Origin of the sequence: Echinicola strongylocentroti (assembly GCF_003260975.1) — a bacterium.
Classification (GTDB): domain Bacteria; phylum Bacteroidota; class Bacteroidia; order Cytophagales; family Cyclobacteriaceae; genus Echinicola; species Echinicola strongylocentroti.
The window spans coordinates 3867028-3889459 of record NZ_CP030041.1 but is presented as its reverse complement, the minus strand read 5'-3'; the positions used below and the strand labels follow the sequence as shown (position 1 = coordinate 3889459).

The 22432-nt window shown below is 44.1% G+C and carries 19 protein-coding genes; 7 read left to right on the top strand and 12 right to left on the bottom strand.

The genetic code is table 11. The features are described 5' to 3' along the window. Positions 1-27 precede the first annotated feature (27 nt). Positions 28-1326: an aspartate kinase gene (locus tag DN752_RS15130; protein ID WP_112784723.1), complete on the bottom strand. Its 1299-nt coding sequence runs from the start codon at positions 1324-1326 to the stop codon at positions 28-30. Positions 1327-1383: 57 nt separating this feature from the next. On the opposite strand from DN752_RS15130, the gene fbp reads away from it, so the two are divergent. Next, positions 1384-2415, top strand: coding sequence for a class 1 fructose-bisphosphatase (gene fbp / locus DN752_RS15125; protein ID WP_112784722.1), 1032 nt, complete (start codon positions 1384-1386; stop codon positions 2413-2415). Position 2416: 1 nt separating this feature from the next. Here the strand turns inward: fbp and DN752_RS15120 are convergent, their stop codons facing one another. The 3 genes from DN752_RS15120 to yihA form a co-directional block, all read right to left on the bottom strand. Next, positions 2417-2719, bottom strand: coding sequence for a hypothetical protein (locus tag DN752_RS15120; RefSeq protein ID WP_112786573.1), 303 nt, complete (start codon positions 2717-2719; stop codon positions 2417-2419). A 71-nt stretch (positions 2720-2790) separates the two neighbouring features. Next, positions 2791-3228 (bottom strand): DUF5606 family protein, encoded by a 438-nt coding sequence (locus DN752_RS15115; protein WP_112784721.1) that lies wholly within the window; start codon positions 3226-3228, stop codon positions 2791-2793. Between the two features lie 60 nt (positions 3229-3288). Beyond that, positions 3289-3894 (bottom strand): ribosome biogenesis GTP-binding protein YihA/YsxC, encoded by a 606-nt coding sequence (gene yihA, locus DN752_RS15110; RefSeq protein WP_112784720.1) that lies wholly within the window; start codon positions 3892-3894, stop codon positions 3289-3291. Positions 3895-4020: 126 nt separating this feature from the next. Here yihA and ubiE point away from each other — a divergent pair, with 126 nt between their 5' ends. From ubiE to DN752_RS15085, 5 genes are all read left to right on the top strand, one after another. Further along, a complete protein-coding gene (ubiE, locus tag DN752_RS15105; RefSeq protein WP_112784719.1) occupies positions 4021-4743 on the top strand; it encodes a bifunctional demethylmenaquinone methyltransferase/2-methoxy-6-polyprenyl-1,4-benzoquinol methylase UbiE in 723 nt (240 codons plus the stop codon). Continuing rightward, entirely contained in the window at positions 4692-5486 is a 795-nt protein-coding gene (porT, locus tag DN752_RS15100; protein ID WP_112784718.1) for a type IX secretion/gliding motility protein PorT/SprT, read from the top strand. Before ubiE ends, porT begins: the two co-directional genes overlap by 52 nt. 631 nt (positions 5487-6117) lie before the next feature. Beyond that, positions 6118-6435 (top strand): hypothetical protein, encoded by a 318-nt coding sequence (locus DN752_RS15095; RefSeq protein ID WP_112784717.1) that lies wholly within the window; start codon positions 6118-6120, stop codon positions 6433-6435. A 160-nt stretch (positions 6436-6595) separates the two neighbouring features. After that, entirely contained in the window at positions 6596-8500 is a 1905-nt protein-coding gene (locus DN752_RS15090; RefSeq protein WP_112784716.1) for an ABC-F family ATP-binding cassette domain-containing protein, read from the top strand. Between the two features lies 1 nt (position 8501). Continuing rightward, complete coding sequence (locus DN752_RS15085) at positions 8502-9527, top strand: flavin-containing monooxygenase (RefSeq protein ID WP_245949239.1); 1026 nt, start codon at positions 8502-8504, stop codon at positions 9525-9527. A gap of 43 nt (positions 9528-9570) precedes the next feature. Here the strand turns inward: DN752_RS15085 and DN752_RS15080 are convergent, their stop codons facing one another. The 8 genes from DN752_RS15080 to DN752_RS15045 all read right to left on the bottom strand — a co-directional run bounded on the left by DN752_RS15080 (position 9571) and on the right by DN752_RS15045 (position 19028). Continuing rightward, the gene (locus DN752_RS15080; protein WP_112784714.1) at positions 9571-10434 is read right to left on the bottom strand and encodes a nucleoside phosphorylase; all 864 of its coding nucleotides are present in this window, start codon (positions 10432-10434) and stop codon (positions 9571-9573) included. 10 nt (positions 10435-10444) lie between these two features. Next, the gene (gene trhO / locus DN752_RS15075) at positions 10445-11410 is read right to left on the bottom strand and encodes an oxygen-dependent tRNA uridine(34) hydroxylase TrhO (RefSeq protein ID WP_112784713.1); all 966 of its coding nucleotides are present in this window, start codon (positions 11408-11410) and stop codon (positions 10445-10447) included. Positions 11411-11532: 122 nt separating this feature from the next. Further along, positions 11533-12171 (bottom strand): acetyltransferase, encoded by a 639-nt coding sequence (locus DN752_RS15070; protein WP_112784712.1) that lies wholly within the window; start codon positions 12169-12171, stop codon positions 11533-11535. Between the two features lie 55 nt (positions 12172-12226). Further along, on the bottom strand, positions 12227-13519 hold the full coding sequence (locus DN752_RS15065) for a DUF2851 family protein (RefSeq protein ID WP_112784711.1): 1293 nt from the start codon (positions 13517-13519) through the stop codon (positions 12227-12229). A 163-nt stretch (positions 13520-13682) separates the two neighbouring features. Continuing rightward, the gene (gene pyrF, locus DN752_RS15060; RefSeq protein WP_112786572.1) at positions 13683-14498 is read right to left on the bottom strand and encodes an orotidine-5'-phosphate decarboxylase; all 816 of its coding nucleotides are present in this window, start codon (positions 14496-14498) and stop codon (positions 13683-13685) included. Between the two features lie 259 nt (positions 14499-14757). Then, on the bottom strand, positions 14758-15411 hold the full coding sequence (locus DN752_RS15055; RefSeq protein WP_112784710.1) for a LolA family protein: 654 nt from the start codon (positions 15409-15411) through the stop codon (positions 14758-14760). 30 nt (positions 15412-15441) lie between these two features. Next, positions 15442-17922, bottom strand: coding sequence for an FtsK/SpoIIIE family DNA translocase (locus DN752_RS15050; protein WP_112784709.1), 2481 nt, complete (start codon positions 17920-17922; stop codon positions 15442-15444). A 65-nt stretch (positions 17923-17987) separates the two neighbouring features. Continuing rightward, the gene (locus tag DN752_RS15045; protein ID WP_112786571.1) at positions 17988-19028 is read right to left on the bottom strand and encodes a quinone-dependent dihydroorotate dehydrogenase; all 1041 of its coding nucleotides are present in this window, start codon (positions 19026-19028) and stop codon (positions 17988-17990) included. Between the two features lie 430 nt (positions 19029-19458). Between DN752_RS15045 and DN752_RS15040 the strand changes: the two genes are divergently transcribed. Then, entirely contained in the window at positions 19459-21840 is a 2382-nt protein-coding gene (locus DN752_RS15040; protein ID WP_245949237.1) for a glycoside hydrolase family 95 protein, read from the top strand. Positions 21841-22432: the final 592 nt, after the last annotated feature.

The following is a 22432-nucleotide window of genomic DNA, read 5'->3' as shown; positions in this document are numbered from 1 at the left end:
TTCCCCAAAGCTTAGCCCTTTATTTCCCTAGCGCAACTTTCCCTCCACTTCCCCGTCGAAAAGTCTACAAACCAACTGAAAAGTGCTCCTAGTAGTTTGCTCTAATAACACCTCGCTGTTCCCTATAAACATTGCCTTGGTTTCCTCATCATAGTTCTTTACGGTGATCAACTGTACCCCTTCATTATACCTCACTTTAAACACCCCTTTCATTTCCCCCAAAAGCTGTTCGAGCTTAAAAAGCTCCCGGTCCATACAGATCGAAATGGTTATCGCAGAAGCTTGGATAAGGTTGGCACGAAGCTTTAACCTGTCCAGTGCTGCATAAACCTGATGCATGTGGGACTCATTGATAAAAGTAAAATCAGTCACTTCAAAGGTCACCAAAATCTGTTCGTCCTTGACCACAATACTAGGAATGGAGATCCTGTGCTCTTCAAAATCCCCAATCACCGTCCCCTCATCTTCGGGATGAAGAAAAGACTTTACATAAAGTGGAATATGATTATTGGCCAAGGGCTTGATCGTGCGTGGATGAATGACGGAAGCCCCGTAAAAAGTCATCTCAGCTGCCTCTTTATAATCCACTCGGTCTAATTTAATCGTATCCTTAAAACGTTTCGGGTCGGCATTCAGCACCCCCGGGACGTCCTTCCAGATAGTAACCGATGCTGCTCCCAAGCTTTTGGCAAAGATAGCCGCCGAAAAATCGGACCCCTCTCTGCCCAAAGTAGTGGGCTTCCCGTCCCTTGTACTCCCCACAAACCCCTGTGTCACTACCGGAAGTTGTTTGAGAACGGGGATCAACTGCTGCCTGCACATCGCCAAAGTACTTTCCCAATCTACCTTTGCCAGCCTAAAGGTGCCATCGGTCTTGATAAACTCCCTAGCATCTTGCCATATGCAAAACTGCTTCCGGTGACAAAGATATGCTTGGATGATTTTGCTGGACAATAGCTCTCCATAACCGATGACACGATCATAATATTCATCATAATTCTCCTTGGTCAGTGGGGCTTCCAAGGCAGTAGCCAACCGCAAAAAAATATTATTGACCATCCCAAACACCAAGTCTTCTTGTTCAAACAACTCCTCACATATTGCTAAATGGTTTTTCCTTAAAATTGTATAATTCGAATAATAATCTTTTTGCTCCATCTTCAAGCTTAAGATCTCTTCCAATGCATTCGTTGTTTTTCCAATTGCCGAAACGACTATGACCATTGGGCTCCGCAAACGATTGAATAAAATGTATGAGAGGTTTTTGATCGCTTGGGCATCTTTTATTGAAGCTCCACCAAATTTGTAAACAATTGCTTTTGTCATAAAAATTTATGTGGTAATTTACAATGGGTTATATTTAAAATATACTTTTTCAAAGATATGAAAACAAAACCATACCAGCCTAATAACTCTGTTTTAGGCTATTCAGTAGGCGTCACCCTTGACCGATTTATCAAGAGTAAGCAGGACGATTTTCCGTTTGCATCCGGAGAGCTATCACAGATCCTCAGGGATATTGCGTTGGCATCCAAGATCGTCAATCGGGAAATCAACCGCGCAGGGCTTTCCAATATTAGCGGAGCTTTTGGAAGCACCAACATCCAGGGAGAGGAACAACAAAAACTGGATGTAGTCGCCAACATCCGCTTCTGCCGAGCCTTGACCAAGGGCGGTGAGGTCTGTGCTATCGTTTCGGAAGAAGATGACGAAGTGATCGACTTGCAAAACTCCAGCGGTAAATATGTCGTGGCCATGGATCCACTTGATGGCTCCTCCAATATCGACGTCAATATCTCCATCGGAACCATCTTCTCCATTTACAGGCGTGTGACACCAGTAGGGAGCCCTATTCAGCCGGAAGACGTCATGCAGCCAGGCTCCAAGCAAGTAGCCGCTGGATACGTGCTATACGGCTCATCTACCATGTTGGTGTACACTACTGGCAAAGGCGTCAATGGATTCACGTACGAACAGTCTCTCGGAGAGTTCTTTCTCAGCCACCCCAACATCACGGCTCCTGAAAACGGGAAAACTTTCAGCATCAATGAAGGACTGAAATCACAGGTAAGCGATGGAGTAAACAATTATATTGAAAACTGCAAAGACCGCAACTTTAGCGCCAGGTACATTGGCAGTTTGGTGGCGGACTTTCATCGTAATTTATTAAAGGGAGGGATATATATCTATCCAAGTACTGAAAAAGCTCCCAAAGGTAAACTGCGCTTACTCTATGAAGCCAATTCCCTTGCATTTATAGCCGAGCAAGCAGGTGCAGTAGCCTCAGATGGAAAAAACAGGATATTGGACATCATCCCTTCATCATTGCACCAAAGGACACCACTTTACATCGGTTCCAAAGTGATGGTCGAAGAAGCGGAGAACTACCTGAAAGAAGCTGAAGTAACACCATAGCTCACTGGTACTTTCTGCGAATTTGGACTTTCTGAAGTTGTCTATCCACCAACGCTTCACTGAGTTCAATGGCCAAAGTTTCCGGATTAGCTTCATGAAGCAATTTCTTCAGGCGTTCCTCTCCCAGATCTATCCGATAGCAGATTTGAAGTAGTCGCTCCAAGTCACGATTAAGGAGCTGCCCTACGATTGGCGTAAGCAACTCGACCAGTCGCTCACGGGTAAGCTCTCCTTGGGGAACGGCAAGGTCAAAGTCCTTCTGTAAAAGCTGTACACTTTCTGATATATATACTGGATCAGTCATAAAAAAAGCTACTTTTCGGTACACCATAAGTCTTTCCGAAAAGTAGCTGTTTTAGTTTTGACAATAAACGGTTAATCTTCTTTTTCTTCTGCACTCTCATCAGTTGCAGCTTGCTCTTCCAGCACTTCTGGTGCATGCTCGCGGATTATCTTATACCAAGAAATCAATTTTTTGATATCGGAAGGATATACGCGTTGCTCATCAAACTCGGGGAGGATATGCTTCATAAATGCCATATACTCGTCATTATCGGCATCCTTTGCCAAGCCAGTGTCCCCTTCAAACTCCTTCTCAATGGTGATCATCACCTCTTGGAGCGGGCTGGCCCCTTCCTCGGTCATGGTATAAATCGAAATCTCACTTAGGATAGAAACGCGATGGTTTGCTCCGACTACCAGCTTTGCCTTTTTGGCATCCATGGATTCCAAAATCACCCCACTCCTACTTGGTTTAAGCACTTTATACAATCCGGGCTTGCCTGCCACGGTAGCTATTTCTTTAAATTCCATAGTTCATCTTTTAAAATCAGCTTGCAAATATAGACTTTCGGCTCAAAAGCCCAAGTCAAATCATTTCTCTGCGTTAAATTCTTCTGCCTGCTCAGCCATGAATTCAACCATTTCCTCTCTCCCAACGGCATTGGTAGAGGACGTCACAAAATACAATGGAGCCTCCTCAAAAATGGCATTTGAGGCCATCAGAAACTTGCTCACATTTCCCTTTACCTTGCTCACGGACAGTTTATCCGCTTTGGTAAACGCCAAAACTATGGGCACTTCGTTTTGAGCACACCAAAGAATAAAATCCAGATCACGCTGTTGGGGCTCCAGTCTACTATCGATCAGCACAAAGGTGGCGATCAGATTGGGACGGTTGGTCAGATAACCCTTGATCATCTTTTCCCAATCCGACTTTATACTTTTACTTACTTGTGCAAATCCATATCCTGGCAAATCCACAATCCACCACTTCCCCTCGGCATCAAAATGGTTTATCAACTGCGTTTTGCCCGGCTTCCCTGAAGTCTTTGCCAAATTTTTGTTATTGGCCAGCATATTGATCAGTGAACTTTTCCCCACATTGGACCGGCCTATAAAAGCAAACTCCGGCATGGTGGGTTCCGGACATTTTCTGAAATCAGAATTACTGGTTAAAAACGTCGCCTTTTTAATCATCTCATCGTTATTTTGCACAAAGGTAAGTCTTTCCTTCCAAAACGTGACAACCAATTAATGGTTAACATTTTTCCATTGCTCGTGTTTACTTAGTAATATTGCGCTCTCAAACAGTATTTTATTCCCATGTCAGTAGTCCCTTACAAAGATCAGCAAGAAGGTAAAAAAGCCCAAGTGGCCAATATGTTTAACAACATCAGCAAGCGCTACGACTTACTGAATCACTTGCTGAGCATGGGCATAGACATCACATGGCGCAAAAAAGCCATTAAAATACTCCAAAAAGACCAGCCCAAGCTGATCTTGGATATTGCCACAGGCACTGGCGATTTTGCCATCGAAGCGTTAGCGCTCAACCCAGACAAAGTCATCGGAGTGGACATTTCTGAAGGAATGCTGGCTGAAGGCAAAAAGAAAATAAAAAATAAAAAACTGGATCACCTGATCGAAATGCAGATGGGAGATTCAGAAAAGTTGCTTTTTGAAGAAAATAAATTTGATGCCGTCATCGTTTCTTTTGGGGTGAGGAACTTCGAGAACCTCGAAAAAGGATTGGCAGACATGTACCGGGTACTGAAGCCAGGTGGCAAAACCGTCATAGTCGAGTTTTCTAAACCCAAAAAGTTTCCGTTTAAACAAGGATACAACTTTTATTTCAAGTATATTTTACCTCAGATAGGAAAGCTTGTTTCCAAAGACCAGTCAGCCTATACTTATTTACCAGAATCAGTACAGGCATTTCCGGATGGAGAGAGTTTCCTGACAGTTTTGAAAAAGGTCGGCTTCAACAACACAAAATGCAAACCGTTAACATTTGGCATAAGTTCAATCTACATTGGAGAAAAATAACCCTCACTTTTTCTCTTCTGTGTCTCTGTATGCTGTCTGGGCTTGCCCAAGACAGGTATAACCCGATCAACCCATCGGGACAGGATGACCAGTTTCTGAGCTATGGGTTCTTCTTGGCCGCCCATACCACCAGTCTCCGCCTAAAATACAGTGATGCCTTTATGGATCCCGAAAATCCAGCCTATGCCAATATCCGAAGCATCCAACCAGTATTTTCCCCAGGCTTTTCGTTGGGGTTCCTGTTAAAAATGCGACTTCATGACCAGCTGACTTTCATGGCCACTCCTAAAGTGGGCTTTTATGAGTTCCGTACAGATGTCTCTTACTTTGCTGAGGAAGCAGGTCTTGCGGGAGATATCATAATACCCGGAGATGGTGAACCTTACACAGAAACCGTGATTACCGAAATGACCATGGTCGAGATGCCTTTGCTCTTCAAGTATAAATCTATGCGATTTGACAATTCACGCATGTTTTTTGTCGCAGGGGCCAATCCCATGTTCCGTACCAAGAGCCAAGACGAGGCAGATGCAGACCAATTAGTCCTCAAAAGCAAGGACGTGGCACTGGAACTTGGAGTGGGCTTTGATTTCTACTTTAAGTTTTTCAAATTTTCTCCAGAAATCCGATTTTCACATGGCTTGAACAATATTTATAAATCTGAAACCTCCGATCAAACCTTCGCCGGTGCCATCAGTGAACTACGTCGAAAATCCATCACCCTCTACCTCAATTTCCAGTAAGAGAAATAAGAAGGCCCAAAACGAGCAGAGACAAATCTATGACCATGAGCAGGGCAAACGCATTTAACATTAATTTCGTGTAGGGCAGCTATCATCCGTGCCGCTGGCACTCCTTCTGGAGGTGGAGGAGGCCTTAACATCCAGCGGATGAATCCGCAGGTTACTAAATCCATCGTGCCGCTGGCACTTTCTCCAAGTTTGTACAATAAAATAGCAGCAGCCTTTCGCAGAAAATGCTGAAAAGAGCAAGGACATCAGTTGGTTTAAAGGACGAATAAAACATCGCAGCTGTCTGCCCAAGTGGGGAGAATGATTTAGATGAGTTTAACCCGGAATATCAATATCGTTTAGTTAAGAAGATTTTCCAATACGGATCGTCCATTGAGAGAATTATGGTTTTAATCCATCGTCTTTTTAAACATGTATAAAATGGATCCGCCTTGCAGGTATTGGGCGTTAAGAAATTAAACCAATATTTCCAGATACACACTAACTAAACGACATTGCCCGGAATATGCCTTATCCTATCAATTGCGACCTGAAATTGCTTCAAAATCGGGTTTAACCTACTAAAAGTCAATTGGGCTTTGTATATTGATAATCAATTATTTTTCACCAAACGGATAAAAACATGGCCACAAATAACACATCTTTTGCAGAGGTAGAGAAACTCCTTCAGGAAATCGGACACAAAATAGAGGAACTCGTCGAAAAGGGCGCCGAAATGAGCGGTGAAGCCAAGGTAGAAGTTGAAAAAAAGGTAAAAGACCTTAAAAAGGACAAAGCGTCCATAGAAAGGGAATTTGCGAAACGGAAAAAGGAGTTTGAAGAAAATTACCGATCCAGAAAAGAATCCATCAGCCCAATGCTCGAAAAATCCAAAGAACATTTCTTGGCCGGCATCAAAGAACTCACCGATGTCATAAAGACCCTTATCCGAAACAATTAAGTCTCCCTTATTTAATCGGCCATCGGATTACGCTATAATATCCTCAAAACCATGGGTAAGCTTTAAATCTATACCAATGCTTACTGCCAATAACCAATTGCAGATATAATTTCTCAAAAGGCATTTGGTTCAAACGGGCATTTTTTCCTTATTTTTGGACATGAATTACCTTTCTGTAGAAAATCTCTCCAAAACCTTTGGAGACAAACCGCTCTTCCACCAGATATCTTTTGGAATAGATCAGGGACAAAAAGTAGCCTTGGTAGGCATTAATGGTGCCGGAAAATCCACCTTGATGAAAATCATCATGGAGTTGGAAATCCCCGACGAAGGCGAAGTCGCCATCAACCAAGCAGTCAAAACAACCTACGTTCATCAAAACCCCGTCTTTGAGGACAACTTATCCATTTATCAAACCATTTTTTCAGCATCCTCAAACGAAACACTGCAAACGATCGAGCAGTACCAAAAGGCGATGCTGACTGCTCAGTCCGGAAAAGACAACACCCAGGAGCTTACCAGTATCATGGAAAAGATGGATCGCTTGCAGGCCTGGGACTTTGAATATCAGATCAATGAGGTGCTGGGAAAACTCGGCCTCCACGACACCAGCTTGCCGGTGGGCAACCTCTCCGGAGGCCAGCGGAAGCGGGTAGCTTTGGCTAAAGCCATTTTGGAAAAGCCTGATTTGCTCCTACTGGACGAGCCCACCAACCACCTGGACCTAGAGACCATCGAATGGCTGGAAGACTACCTTTCCAAAGCCAACCTTTCCTTGTTTATGGTCACACACGACAGGTATTTCCTCGAAAAAGTCACCAATGAAATCTTGGAACTAGATGCAGGTAAAATCTTCCGGTACACAGGAAATTACAGCTATTTCCTCAACAAGAAAGCAGAAAGAAGAGAAATCGAAGCCACCGAACAGGAAAAAGCCAAAAGCCTTTATAAAAAAGAACTGGAATGGATTCGCAGGCAGCCTAAAGCGAGGGGCACCAAGGCAAAATACAGGGTAGACGCTTTTGAATCCACCAAGGAAAAAGCGTTCCAACGAAAAGAAGAACGGGAAGTAGCCTTACAAGTTTCTGCCAAAAGGCTGGGCAGCAAGATCGTAGAGATCGACAAGCTATTCAAAAGCTACGGGGACAAGAAAATAGTCACCGACTTTTCGTACACCTTCAAAAAAGGAGATAAAATCGGTATCGTAGGCCCAAATGGCGCCGGAAAAACCACCTTCCTTAACCTATTGACAGGAGCACTTTCTCCAGATCAAGGCGAGATCAGCATTGGCCAAACTACCGCTTTTGGCTATTATCGGCAAGAAGAAAGCTCATTTGACGAGACCAAACGGCTCATCGACTTGGTCAAAGAAGTGGCAGAAGTGGTCACGCTGTCCAATGGAAGTACCATCACCGCATCCCAATTCCTTAATCAATTCGGCTTTCCTCCCAAGCAACAACACACTCCGATCTCCAAACTTTCGGGTGGAGAAAAAAGAAGGTTGCAGCTTTTGATGGTACTTATCAAGACCCCAAACTTCTTGATTCTCGACGAACCTACCAATGACCTGGATATTGTAACATTGAATACTTTGGAAGAATTTTTGGAAAACTTCCCAGGTTGCATGATTATTGTATCCCATGACCGGTACTTTATGGATCGCTTAGTGGAGCACATCTTTGTCTTCAGAGGCGAAGGTACCATCAAGGATTTTCCAGGCAACTATACTGACCTCAGGGAATGGGAAAAGGAGGAAGAAGGCAAAGAAGCTGCCGCAAAACTAGCCACCAAAGAACAAGAAACAATAACGAAGAAAACCCCTGCCCCCCAAAAAAGAAGTAGTAAAGCCTCTTTTAAACAAAAACAGGAATTCAAAGAAATACAGCAAAAGATCAATCGCCTGGAGGATGAGAAAAAATCCTTCATAAACAAAATCGATCAAGGCACTGAAGACCACGAAGTTTTGCTAGAGTGGTCCACTGCCATCCAAGGCATTGATGAGCAACTGGAAGAACTTGAATTCAGGTGGCTTGAACTGAGCGAGCTGGATGATATTATGGATTAACATGAAAGAAACGGAGTATGTAATCATTGGAGCCGGTCAATGTGGCTTGGCAGCAGGAAGGTATTTACAAAAAGCCAAAAAGGACTTCATTATTTTGGACCAGCACCTCGAAGTGGGGGATTCTTGGCGAAATCGTTACGAATCCCTAAAGCTGTTCACTCCTGCTGCTTACTGTCAGTTGCCGGATTTAAAGATGGCTTTGCCACCAAATGTGCGGCCTACAAAAAATCAACTCGCCGATTACTTTTCTCGTTACGCTAGCCATTTTGACCTTCCTATTCATACCAATAACAGGGTAACGGAAATCGTCAGGCAAGGAGAGGCGTTTCTTGTTAAGACGACCTTTGAACAAATCAGGGCAAAAAAAGTCATCATCGCCAATGGTCTGTGCCAAAACTCCTTTATCCCTGAGTGGGCTGATAAGCTAAGTATCCCTTATATCCACAGCAGCCAATACCGTACACCTATTTCCATAAAGGGTAAGAAAGTACTGGTCGTAGGTGGAGGCAATTCTGCCGTTCAGATAATTGCTGATCTCACCAATTATTTTGACATTCACTGGTCTACACTACGAAAACCAAAATTGCGATCTTTGATTGTTTTTGGTAAAAACATTCTTTGGTGGGGTGATAAATTTAACCAGTTAGAAAAGCCTCCCAAGGCAACGAAAATCAAGAAGCCGGAGCCAGTGTACCTTTTTGATGATCTGAAGCAGAAAATTAAAAAAGCTAAAAGGCAGCCAGAGGTGATCGGAGCGGGAAGTAATCAGGTTACTTTCTCAAACCAAAAAACCGAGCAATTTGAATTTGTGCTTTTTGCTACCGGATTCCGGCCTGATTACAGTTTTGTAAATATCGAGGGTTTTGAAAGTGATATGGATACGTTAAGGGAGCAGCAGGGTATTTCCAAGATTCCCGGCCTATACTTTTTAGGTATCCCCTTTCAGCGCAGTCGGAGCTCGCACCTGATCTATGGAAGCCAACGGGATGCCGAATTTATCGTAAGGCATGCCAGGAGTTCTGATTGACGACAGTTCTTTTATAAGGCTTTTCGGATCAAAAGCACCAACGCTAAATATTCTCCAAGGTATGATGGATCAGGCGATCCACTACTGCGCTTGGATCATCTACAAACTCCTGCGTAATGCGATTGGCGACGATGGCATTGAGGCTGAGCACTTCATGGCCAAGCATTTTCCCCATGGCATAATACCCGGCTGTTTCCATCTCAAAATTGGTCAATTGAAACCCGTCCAAATCAATAGCTGCAAGTCTCTCGATGATATCTGGAATAGCAGGCTTGAGCCGGACTTCTCTCCCTTGTGGGCCAAAAAATCCCGGGCAAGTAGCGGTGTTTCCCAACACTATTTCCTGTGTACATAGCCTTTCAATCAGCGCCTTGGAACCTTCAAAACAGTAGGGAAGAAACCCTAATCCAAGTGACTGCTGAACGGCAAGTCCTACGGCCAGTTCTTTTTGGCTGTAGTCTGCTGCATAATACTGCATCAAGGTGTCCAAACCCACAGCAAAATTAGAAGCAACCAAGGCTCCTGCAGGAATCTCTTTCCGCATGCTTCCTGATGTACCAACACGCACAATCTTAAGAGCGGTATGGTCGGGCTTGACCTTTCGCGTTTGTAGATCGATATTCACCAAGGCATCCAGTTCTGTCATAAAAATCTCAATATTATCCGTGCCCATCCCTGTACTCATCACAGAGAGCCGCTTTCCCTTATAAGTACCTGTATGCGTCACAAACTCCCGTTTGGTTATTTTCACCTCCACTTCATCAAAATATTGGGAGATTTTCGGTACTCGCTCTGGATCACCTACCGTAATAACAGTTGAAGCCAGATATTCTGGCTTCAAGTTTAAATGATAGATGCTTCCATCAGGATTAATAATAAGTTCAGATGCTGGAATTACCTTTGTCATCGATGGTAAGTTATATTTTTTCCTTTTCTGGCTTTCTATGCAGTCCTTTGTATGGATTGTAGCCGTTTGTGTTTTTTTGATAATAGCCAGTACCGTCATACGAACGCTTTTCGGGGTGCTCTTTGCATTCGTCAGAGCAGGCTCCTTCATACTTCCACGCACATTCTTCACAGATCGGTACGTGGATATTGCATTCAGGATTGGCGCAGTTGACCATGCGATCAGATGGTGTTCCGCAACAGTGGCACTTGGAAATCACTTTGGGATTGACTTTGTTGACATCTACGGCCACTCTATTGTCAAAGACGTAGCATTTCCCTTCAAAATCAGCTCCATCTGCTTCCATGCCATATTTAATGATCCCTCCATGAAGTTGATATACATCTTCAAATCCCTGCTCCAGTAGATAAGCCGATGCCTTTTCGCATTTGATTCCCCCTGTGCAATAGGTAAGCACCTTTTTGTTTTTGAGGTGCTCCAGCGCTTTAACTTTTTCGGGAAAATCCCTGAAATTGTCAATGTCGAGTCTTAAAGCATTCTTAAAGTGGCCAAGTTCATGCTCGTAATTTGATCTTACATCTAGGATGACCACATCGTCTTGGTCTTTTAATTCCCTAAACTCAGCAGGATCTAGGTGTTTACCTGTTCGTAGGTTTGGATCGAGGTGGCGAAGGCTGGAATGTACTATTTCTGGCTTTACTCTCACATGTATTTTTGCAAATGCATGTTTGTCAAACTGATCGACTTTAAATTCCGTTTTTGCAAACCGTGGATCTGATGTTACATATTCCATGTACTTGTCACAATCATCCTTCAAGCCGGACACTGTACCGTTCAGGCCTTCAGATGAGATGATGATCCGTCCACGGATATTGTTCTCTACACAGAACAAGTGATGTTCTTCCCTGTATGCTTCTGGATCCTCGATCTCTGCATAGCAGTAATAAAGTAAAATGCTGTAATCTGAATTTTCCATAACTAAAGCCCTGTTTCCGACAGGGTGTTTTGGGATAAGTTTATGTTATTAAGTTACTAAATTATTTGGTTATTTGTCCATGGAAGCCATTGACAGTCCATAGATGAAATCATCATCTATTCTTAATTATTCATGGCTACGGCAGGATTTCCGAAAACGGTGGACTCTTCTTCTACGTCAGCAATCACCACTGACCCTGCTCCTACACGTGCATTTTTCCCAATTTTCACTCCGGAAACTACCGTCACACCAGAACCTATAAATGCTCCCTTCTCGATGGTTGCGCCTGAGTTGATCACAGCACCTGCTCCTACTTGGACAAAATCATCTAGTTTTGCTCCATGGTCGATGATGGCACCAGAATGAAATATGCCATGACTTCCTACTTCCGCACCTGTACCGATATTTACCTTGGCATTGATAAAATTGCCATGGCCAATGACTGCGTCGGTGGAGATATAGGCAGTTTTATGGATGGCATTGATAGGCTGGGTTTTCCTTCTATCGTTGAGTAATTTGACCAGAAACTGTCTATACTCATTGTCATCCACCGCCACGAAGGCCTCTGATTTTTTACCGATAAGCTTCAGGTAACCGTCATCTTCTGGATTTCCCAACACTGGCACCACATTGATCTCCGTGCCGTGAAGGCTCTCATCTTCATCCAAAAAGCCATACACGGTCACCTCATTGCTGTTGAATATCTCCAAGGCAGGTTGGGCGATACCTTTTGCGCCTAATATAATTACTGGTTTCTCCATGGTTTCAATCGTTTAGTCCGCAAAATTACGGCAAATTCCTGTTGTAACCAAAACATCATTTCGCTGGTCTCAAGACGTTTTGCCCGATTTTGCAACCCAAGCATTTTTTAAGACTGCAATAAGCGTGGTGAACACCGATCATTCCTTGGGTATCATAAGCACTCTCTGGTATCCAGCCTTCCGTCTGGAAGGAGGTGATAATCCGGTTTTCTTCTGCGGGGATTTCTTGTAAAAAGTCAAAGCACCGCTCCCTCCACACTTCCTCATCAGTGTATTTACCATAAGCATACCAAAGCGGTGCAATGAAATTGATCCCCAGCAGCTGTAAGGTTCGGTTGCTCAATAACCTGTTTTGAGATTTGCCACTTTTTTTGCTCAGCTGATAGTGATGCTCCCAATAGGCATTGGGTTTTACACGAAACAACTGCGCAAGGTCAGAAACGGTCCTGACTTTATGGATCAATAACGAAAACAGACTGGGGCTTTTCGAAAGTACAGCAACCAATTGACTGATCCTCACAGAAGGGTAATTACCCGGTCTCACCCGCATAAACTTCCATTCGGAGGGGTAAATCGACTCCCCTAATTGATATTTCTTCCGATAAAATTCGTATTCCCTTTTCATGAACAGCGTGTAATCGTCAGGTTTATCCTGATAGCAAAATCCAGCCTGCCCCATCAAAAGTGCCTCCTGTACCAAGGGCTGATCAGCATGTTTTTTTACCAAGCGATAAGGCATCGCCTTGGCAAGCTTAAGCATCGGTTCACTATTCACCTTAAAGCCAAAACAATGGAACAACCACCTATAAGCCACTTCCTCCCAATCCCCTGAGGTCAATCGGACTTCTTCATGAATAAGTTTGGATTTCTCCTGTAACCGTTCCACCAAAGCCCGTTCCAGCATCGAGAATTTTATGATGGGCTTTACATCCGCTAGAAAATCACTGCAAAGCAGTTGTCGGCGAGTACTGATAAGGCGCTGGTAATTTCTCAGCACATCCAAATACACCTTCCCCTTCAGCTCCAGCGTCGGAATGTAAGTGCTATCATTCCGGCTCACTTCCATATCATGTTCCCACACCACGTGCAGAATGACCGAATCGTAGTTTTCGTCATCTTCATGGCCATGTGCATCCCAGTCAGAGGACCTTATATGTACTTCAATGTTACCAAAAAAATCTATCCCATCGATGGCCACATGTGCTTCCGAAAAGTCAGGCCCTTGATGAAAGTTCTGAAATCCAATCTTCTTGATTTCCAAAGCAGCATCTGCGACCGTGGTCAGTCCCCGCTTGTCAAAATATTGGTACTTCCAGACCGCATGTATAAAATCCTCTCTAAAGTGCATATCGCAAAAAATCTAAAATTCCCTGTTGATCAATGGGAGAATTTAGGATAAAATCGATGAACCAAAAAAATATCCTCCTGAAGAGCAGTAAAGTAGGTGATTTACAGACATTATTGGTAGTTGCCAATAGCCTATAAGGAGGTGATATAAGCTACTTTGGCCTTCAGCAATACTGCTCCAAGAGCTTGGCCATTTCCTGCTGAAGTTTTTCCGCCTCTACCCTTGCCCGATCACCAAAATCTTTGTCCTCAGAAGCATAGATAATTCCACGGGAGGAATTGACCAAAAGGCCACAGCTCTTGTTCATGCCGTATTTGGCGACTTCCTCTAGGCTCCCTCCCTGAGCCCCCACTCCGGGCACCAAGAAGAAATGATCAGGAGCATATTTTCTAACCTCTGCGATTTTTTCTCCTCGGGTAGCTCCCACCACATACATTAGGTTATCATCTGTGCCCCATTGTTGACTTTTTTCGAGCACCTGCTGAAAAAGTGGTTTGCCTCCTTCTGTTCCCAGCACTTGGAAGTCTTTACTGCCTTCATTAGAGGTCAAAGCCAATAGGATCACCCACTTGTCCTTAAACTCCAAAAACGGACTGACACTATCTTTACCCATGTAAGGAGCCACTGTAATGGAGTCAAAGTCCATTTGCTCAAAAAAGGCCTTAGCATATAATTTGGACGTATTGCCAATGTCCCCCCTTTTGGCATCAGCGATAGTAAAGATATCTTTCGGGATATACTCCAGCGTTTTCTGTAGACTTTCCCAGCCTTTTGGGCCAAGGGCTTCATAAAAAGCAATGTTGGGCTTATACGCTACGGCAAAGTCAGCAGTTTTGTCTATAATTTCCCTGTTGAATGCAAAGATAGGATCCGCTTCCTTTAGTAGATGTGAGGGGATTTTTGCGAGATCCGTATCCAAGCCTACGCATAGAAATGATGCTTTTCTCTGAATATTGCCGAAGAGGGTTTTCTTATCCATTTTTTCTGAAGGTTTCCGCAAAAGTATGAAATAACCTACCAATCTGAAACTCCCCGTAGCTAATTGGACGATTTTTGGATGAAGCGGAAAAGCAAGCGGCTGATTTTGTCTGCCGCGGCGGATCGGACCGTAATACCTGTGTACCGTGGCGTAGATAGGCAATGCACATTCAGGGATGAACTTATCACTAAAAAATAAGCATAAAAAAAGCCAGCAGGAATATGCTGGCAGAAAAGCTGTTTTGTTTTATGGCATTGGACTAGCGCAAGTCAATGACTTCCACGCCGGGGTGTTTTTTGGGGTCAAAAGTGAAAAAGGATTTCCCTAGATTGACATCAGTGTCCACTTCATTAAACTCATACTTGAAGGTGCCCCCGTCACTATCCGATACTTCCCAAGCCAATAAATCCTTATGGTCCTTATCTACAAACAAAATGATTTTTTGGAATTGTGCTTTGGCACTTTCAGCTGTGAGTAAGATTTCTTGGATGTTTTTTCCATTTTGGTTTTCCTCACCTTTAAGCTCGTAATCATATCCTTTTTTGTACAGGTTATAGATGCTGGATGGCGTGAGTTCGTCAGTGTTTTCACTGACGGTATTGACGGTGACTTCCTGATAATTATTGGATTTGATAAAAGTCCAGACCGTCTCGCCGTTATTATAAACCTCCTGATCCGGCAAAACCAATTTGTATCGGTCGCCATTGACGGCCACTTCACCAGTGCTTCGCTGACTGGCTCCGTCCAGCTCATTGTAATAGTAATATTCAAAGGTGGCTTTAAGCCCATCCAGGGACTGGTAGCGCTCACTCATTTGATCCAGAAGCGCCTTGGCGTCAGGATCTTTTTGTGCCCATAAATTGGTCTGTATACAGCCTATAAGCAGACTGAGTAGTATGATTTTCTTTAACATAATTGTAATCCAGTTAATAAGCTCTCGCTCTTAGAGGCTACTCAATAACTGTTCCAAACTAACTTCGTCTTGAATTAATACTTCCCTTGCTTTGCTCCCTTCAAAAGCCCCCACCACACCGGCGGCTTCCAATTGGTCGATAATTCTGCCAGCACGATTGTATCCAAGTTTTAACTTCCTCTGAATCAGCGATGTGCTTCCTTGCTGATGCATGACGATCAACCTAGCGGCATCTTCAAAAAGAGGGTCACGATCAGACAAATCCACTTCTCCGACATTACTGTCCCCATCCTCGCCTTCAAATTCAGGCAAAAGGTAGGCGTCACTGTATCCTCGCTGCTCACCTATCCACTCACAGACCCGTTCTACCTCTGGAGTATCCAAGAAAGCGCACTGTATCCGGATCACATCAGATCCTTGGGACAAGAGCATATCCCCCATACCAATGAGCTGTTCGGCTCCTCCTGCGTCCAGAATGGTCCTACTGTCCACTTTGGAAGTCACACGGAAAGAAAGCCTTGCAGGGAAGTTCGCTTTGATGATACCGGTAATCACATTGACGGAAGGTCGTTGGGTGGCCACCACCAAGTGAATCCCGATTGCCCTCGCCAGCTGCGCCAAACGAGCAATGGGCGCTTCGATTTCCTTACCTGCCGTCATCATCAAGTCCGCCAATTCATCAATGACCAGCACAATATAAGGCATGAATTTATGTCCTTTTTCAGGATTGAGTTTACGCGCTACAAATTTGGCATTGTATTCTTTCAGGTTTCGGCAGCCCGCATCTTTCAGAAGATCATACCTGTTGTCCATCTCGATACACAGGGAATTTAGCGTGTAGATGACTTTCTTGGTATCGGTGATGATCGCATCTTCGGCATTGGGCAGCTTGGCAAGGAAATGCCGTTCTATCTTATTGAACAGGGTCAATTCCACTTTCTTCGGATCGACCAATACAAATTTCAATTGCGAGGGGTGCTTCTTGTACACCAGTGATGCCAAGATCACATTCAGACCAACGGACTTACCCTGCCCCGTGGCACCGGCCATCAGCAGGTGGGGCATTTTGGCAAGGTCAAAGACAAAGACTTCGTTGCTAATGGTTTTGCCCAGTGCTACAGGGAGGTCTTTATCGCTTTTCATGAATTTTTCCGTTCCCAGCACGGATCCAGCAGCTACCAGTTCCCTGTTTTTGTTGGGGACTTCTATACCAATGGTGCCTTTTCCAGGAATGGGCGCGATGATCCTAATCCCCAGTGCCGCCAAACTCAGGGCGATGTCATCTTCCAGGTTTTTGATCTTGGAAATCTTCACCCCTGGATCAGGGACAATCTCATAGAGTGTCACCGTGGGACCAATGGTCGCTTTGATCTCTTGAATACCGATCTTAAAATTGACCAGGGTTTCGACGATCTTGTTTTTGTTTTCTTCCAGCTCTTGGCGTGTTACCGTCACTTTCTGCTGATCATACTCATTCAGCAGGTCAATACTCGGGTATTGGTAACTTGGCAGGTCAAGCGTAGGGTCATAAGGATCCAGGTTTTCTACTTCACTGACTTTCTTTTCTTCATGTGTACCAGTCTCTACGGTAAACTTCTTGTCGTCAGCTGCTTTTTCTTCTTCTTGGATATCATCGGCAGTTTCGAGCTCTTCAATATTGAATGTAGGCTCAGAAGCTGGTGCTTTCTTCTTCTCAGGTTGCTTGGACTTGATGGTCCAGCTTTGTTCATCCTCTTCCTCTTGCACTTCTTCCTCTACCATAAGCTCATCCTCTTGGACCATTTCTTCCTCGATAGGCTCCTTGCTGCCCCTTGCCTCTTTTGCGACGGGAGCTGAAGGCTCATGATCAGGAATTGGGTCATCAGCTTTTAAATCACTCTGCAGCCAGTCAATATGCGTGATATTAAAGAAAAACACCACAAAGATCAGCAGTGATCCAAAAATCAAGATAAACGTTCCCCAGCCTAGGAATTCATCCGCTAGCACGGCCATTTCATAGCCAAATCCTCCACTCAAAAACTGTAGGTAGCTGAAGCCTTTCAGAATATGTACCACATAGCCCAGCAACAGCCCCAGCCAAAATACAAAGAACAGTCCAAACGCACTGTACTGTGTCATGGGGATAAGGGATTTCTTAAAGGCCCATTTGAAGCCAAGTAAAAACAAGAATGGCGGCAATAAAAAGGCAGCCAAGCCAAACCACCGAAATATCAGCCAATGCGAAACGTAAGCACCAGCATATCCCAACCAATTTCGTGCTTCGGCAGCGTTTTTCCGTAAGGAGATTTCAGGATCACCACCTGTCACCACACTTTGGTCAGCTGGGCCAGTAAACAGGTAACCCAAAAAAGCAAAAAACAGAAACAGTCCTATCATCATAAACAGTATCCCGAATGACAGCCCTATTTTCTTGTCTTTTAATGCTCCCAATGAAAAGTTAAAGGAGCTTTTCTTCTTTTTGGCTTTTTCCTTTTTCCTGAAAGTATTTGATTTATATGTATTTGAAGCCATAATTCTTCAATATGTCCCTGGTGAAATACGGTAAATTAATTGTAATCGACTAAATTATCCAAGCATCAATTGTCATAATGCTCCTTCAAGCCCTTCTTGATGGCTTTCATCAAACCAGGCCCCTCATAAATCATCCCTGAGTAAACCTGTACCAGTGAAGCCCCCGCTTCCAGCTTTTCTATGGCATCTTTAGCGCTAAAAATCCCTCCCACACCGACAATAGGAAAAGCCTTTCCTGATTTCTCAGCCAAGTAGCGGATCACTTCCGTGCTTCTTTTGCCAAGAACCTTGCCACTTACTCCTCCTGCTCCCAGTGCTTCCACCTTTCCTGCATCCGTTCTTAAGCCAGATCGATCAATGGTCGTATTGGTCGCGATGACACCGTCGATTTTGGTTTCTTTTACTATATCAATAATATCGTCCAGCTGTCCATCGGTAAGGTCTGGGGCTATCTTCAGTAAGATCGGTTTAGGATGCTCTTTCTGATCATTTCGTTCCTTTACCTTGGCCAACAGCTTTTGCAGTGGCTCTTTTTCTTGGAGGTCTCTTAAATTTGGGGTATTTGGTGAGCTTACATTCACCACAAAATAATCAACATAAGCATGTAAGGCATCCAAGCAGTACAGGTAATCCGACTCGGCCAGCTCATTTGGCGTCACTTTATTTTTGCCAATATTGCCCCCGATCAGCAGCTTGGATTTCCTTTTTTTCAACCGTTTCACAGCTTCATCCACCCCACCGTTGTTAAAGCCCATTCGATTGACCAATGCTTCATCCTCAGGAAGACGGAACAAACGAGGCGGGGGATTTCCCTCTTGGGGTTTTGGTGTCAACGTCCCAATTTCTATAAAGCCAAAACCAAGCATGGCCATTTCATCAATCAACTTCGCGTCCTTATCGAATCCCGCCGCAAGCCCTACAGGGTTCTTGAACCGTAGTCCAAACACCTCTCGCTCCAGTGAGGGATGCTCATACCCATATAGGCTTTTGATCATACCCTTCACCAAAGGCCAATTAAAGGTGTTCTTGGTCAATGAAAAGGTGAAATGATGCGCTTCCTCGGCACTTTTCTTAAATAAAAATGGCTTTAAAAGGGATTTGTACACGGACATTGTCGATTAATTTATCCGCTAAATTAATTGAATTAGACGAAACCTTCATGATCGAGGAATCATTATATACAAATCAATTATGAATCCTCCTTTCCCTAAAGCTACTAAAGCCTGAATTACAAGCCGCTATTCAAGGCACTCATTTAGGTAAATATAAACCGTCACTTCACTTAAACCCGGAATATGCATTAACCTATCTACGCCACTGCCTCTGGTATTGCCAACTGAATTTGCTTCAAAGTCAGCCAGCTCTTGCGCCGTCACACCTACATGGAGTAAGTTAAAGCCGGAAGGCAAAAATAATATTGAAATCTGGCAATGCACTAGAGAAAATCCTTTGAGGCTTGAATGCTATTTTATTTATATTTACCTGCTTAACCGCTTTCAGTTTTTATTTGACATATAGATGTACAAAAAATCCTTCATGATGCATAGAATTACTTTGGCCCTTGGTTTCTTGGCGTGTAGCGCAGTATTTTCCTGCTCACCCATTACTTCCACCCCGCAAGAAGACTCTTCCACGACCACACTTTGGTATGAACAGCCCGCCACTGCTTGGGAAGAAGCCTTACCAGTGGGCAATGGACGACTAGGAGCCATGGTCTTTGGGCAGACAAACACAGAAAGGATCCAACTTAACGAGGACTCCATGTGGCCTGGAGCTGCCGATTGGGGAGATAGCAAAGGTACACCGGCAGATTTGGCTGAGCTTCGGAAACTGGTGAAGGACGGAAAGGTTCACCAAGCGGACAAAAGCATCATCGATATGTTTTCTTACAAGGGGATCGTACGTTCCCATCAGACCATGGGAGACCTGTACATTGACTTTGGCGGGGAAAGGGAGATCAAGAACTATTCACGAAAGCTGAGCTTGGATGATGCCTTGACCACGGTGAGCTATCAGTCTGGAGGAGAACACTTCACCGAAGAGGTTTTTGCTTCTGCGGTAGATGACGTATTGGCCATTCGGCTCACCACCACGGATGAAGCAGGGATGGATTTTAGCCTTCGCTTAGATCGTCCTGAAGATACTGGCCACCCCACTGTACAGGTAAATGCCCCATCAGATAATGAGTTGGTCATGGACGGAGAAGTGACGCAATATGAAGCGGTCAAAGAAGATCAGCCAACACCACTGGACTATGGCGTTAAGTTCCAGACCAAGCTTAAGGTGATTCCGAATGGAGGAACCTCCACTGCCGGAAATGGCAGCCTAAACTTAAAAGGGGTCAAAGAAGCTATTATTTATTTGGTCTGTAACACTTCATATTATCATGAAAACTATGAGACGAAGAATGATCAGTCCCTTCAGATGTTGGAATCAAAAAGCTACCAAGAGTTACGCACTGCCCATGTAGCGGACTTCAACCAGTTCTATTCAAGGGTAAAGCTGGATCTAGGGAACCATGAGCTCGATAGCCTAGCTACGGATAAGCGCCTCAAAAGGGTGCAAGATGGCGCCAAGGATGCTGGATTGGCGGCAGCTTTATTCCAGTATGGCAGATACTTACTTATTTCTTCTTCCAGGCCCGGCACCAATCCAGCGAATTTGCAGGGAATTTGGAACAAGGATATCGAAGCCCCTTGGAACGCAGATTACCACCTTAATATTAACCTACAGATGAACTATTGGCCGGCAGGCCCTGCCAACCTCTCCGAAATGCACCTCCCGCTATTTGATTATGTGGATCAGTTGATAGAGCGGGGTAAGGTCACTGCTAAGGATCAATACGGCATCGAGCGTGGCACGGTGGTACACCATGCCTCTGACCTTTGGGCAGCTCCTTGGATGCGCGCCAACAGGGCTTACTGGGGAGCATGGATCCATGGCGGTGGATGGATTTCCAGACACTACTGGGAACATTTCCAATTTGCGGGTGACACCACATTTTTGAAAGATAGAGGCTATCCCGCACTGAAAGAATTTGCGGCTTTCTATATGGATTGGCTTCAGAAGGACGAACAGACAGGACTATACATTTCTTATCCAGAAACATCCCCCGAAAATTCCTATTTGGCTCCTGACGGCAATCCTGCAGCGGTTTCATACGGATCAGCTATGGGACACCAGATCATTAGTGATGTGTTTCAGAACACTCTCGCTGCTGCAAAGGTGCTCTCCATCGAAAATGACTTTACCGAGGAGCTCGAAGAAAAAATAGGCATGCTGTATCCCGGAGTGGCCATTGGTCCGGACGGTAGAATATTGGAATGGAACGAACCCTATGAGGAACCAGAGAAAGGCCACCGACACATGTCACACCTTTATGCCCTCCACCCTGGGGATGACATCACTGAAACTATTCCCGAAGCATTTGCCGGAGCACAAAAAACCATCGACTACCGCCTCCAACATGGTGGGGCAGGCACAGGATGGAGCCGCGCTTGGATGATCAACTTTAATGCGAGACTATTGGACAAAAAATCAGCCGAAGACAACTTGTACAAACTCCTACAAATATCCACCGCCAACAACCTCTTCAATGAACATCCTCCGTTTCAAATCGACGGTAACTTTGGCTATACTGCCGGTGTAGCCGAATTGTTACTCCAGTCGCATGAAGGCTTTCTCCGCATACTACCTACCCTGCCGGAAAGCTGGCAAAATGGCTCCATAAAAGGCCTAGTAGCCAGAGGCAACATTGAAGTGGATATCATTTGGGAGGGCGGACAGCTGCTGAAACTTGGCCTGACGAGCGCCTCTAACCAAACCAAGGTCATACAATACAAGGACAAAAAATTATCCGTGACCCTTTCGGCCAATGAGAAAATTTGGTTGGACAAGGATTTTAACCTGGTTGATTAGATAGTGGCGTCCATCAAGTAGCCAATAGGCTGTCCCATAACGATCGTATCGTTTTTACAATCTGAGAATACTTACTGTTATTATTTGAAAACAACTGTAAGCAATTCATTCTCTCACTGTAGGATGTGCGCTTCCAGTTTATGGGACGGCCTTATTTTTTGTCGCTAAATGCTTCGATACCTTTTTTTTAGATAATTGATGATCAGTCAGGTTTAAAAAATACTTTTATTACCAGTATATACCAATGATATACCTTTTATTCATGATAACTTATGTTTTAGGTTTCATTTGGTGATTTTTGTGTTTTTCAATCGTTTTCAAATACTTAATTATAGAATTTATAAATAATGTTTTGAAATTTTTTCATTCAAAAAACGCACAATTTTGGTAGATATTACTATATTTATTTTCGTTATAAAACACAAAACGAAATTATTCAAAAGAAATGTTAGAAATCAAGCAATGAAATGATGTAAAACAGGGTCATCTCGATACCAAATAAACAACCATTAATACGTTTTAGTAGCCGGTACCTTGCCCCAACTGTAAAGAACCTCGCTAATCTTCTATAACTCACTCACCCTACTATAAT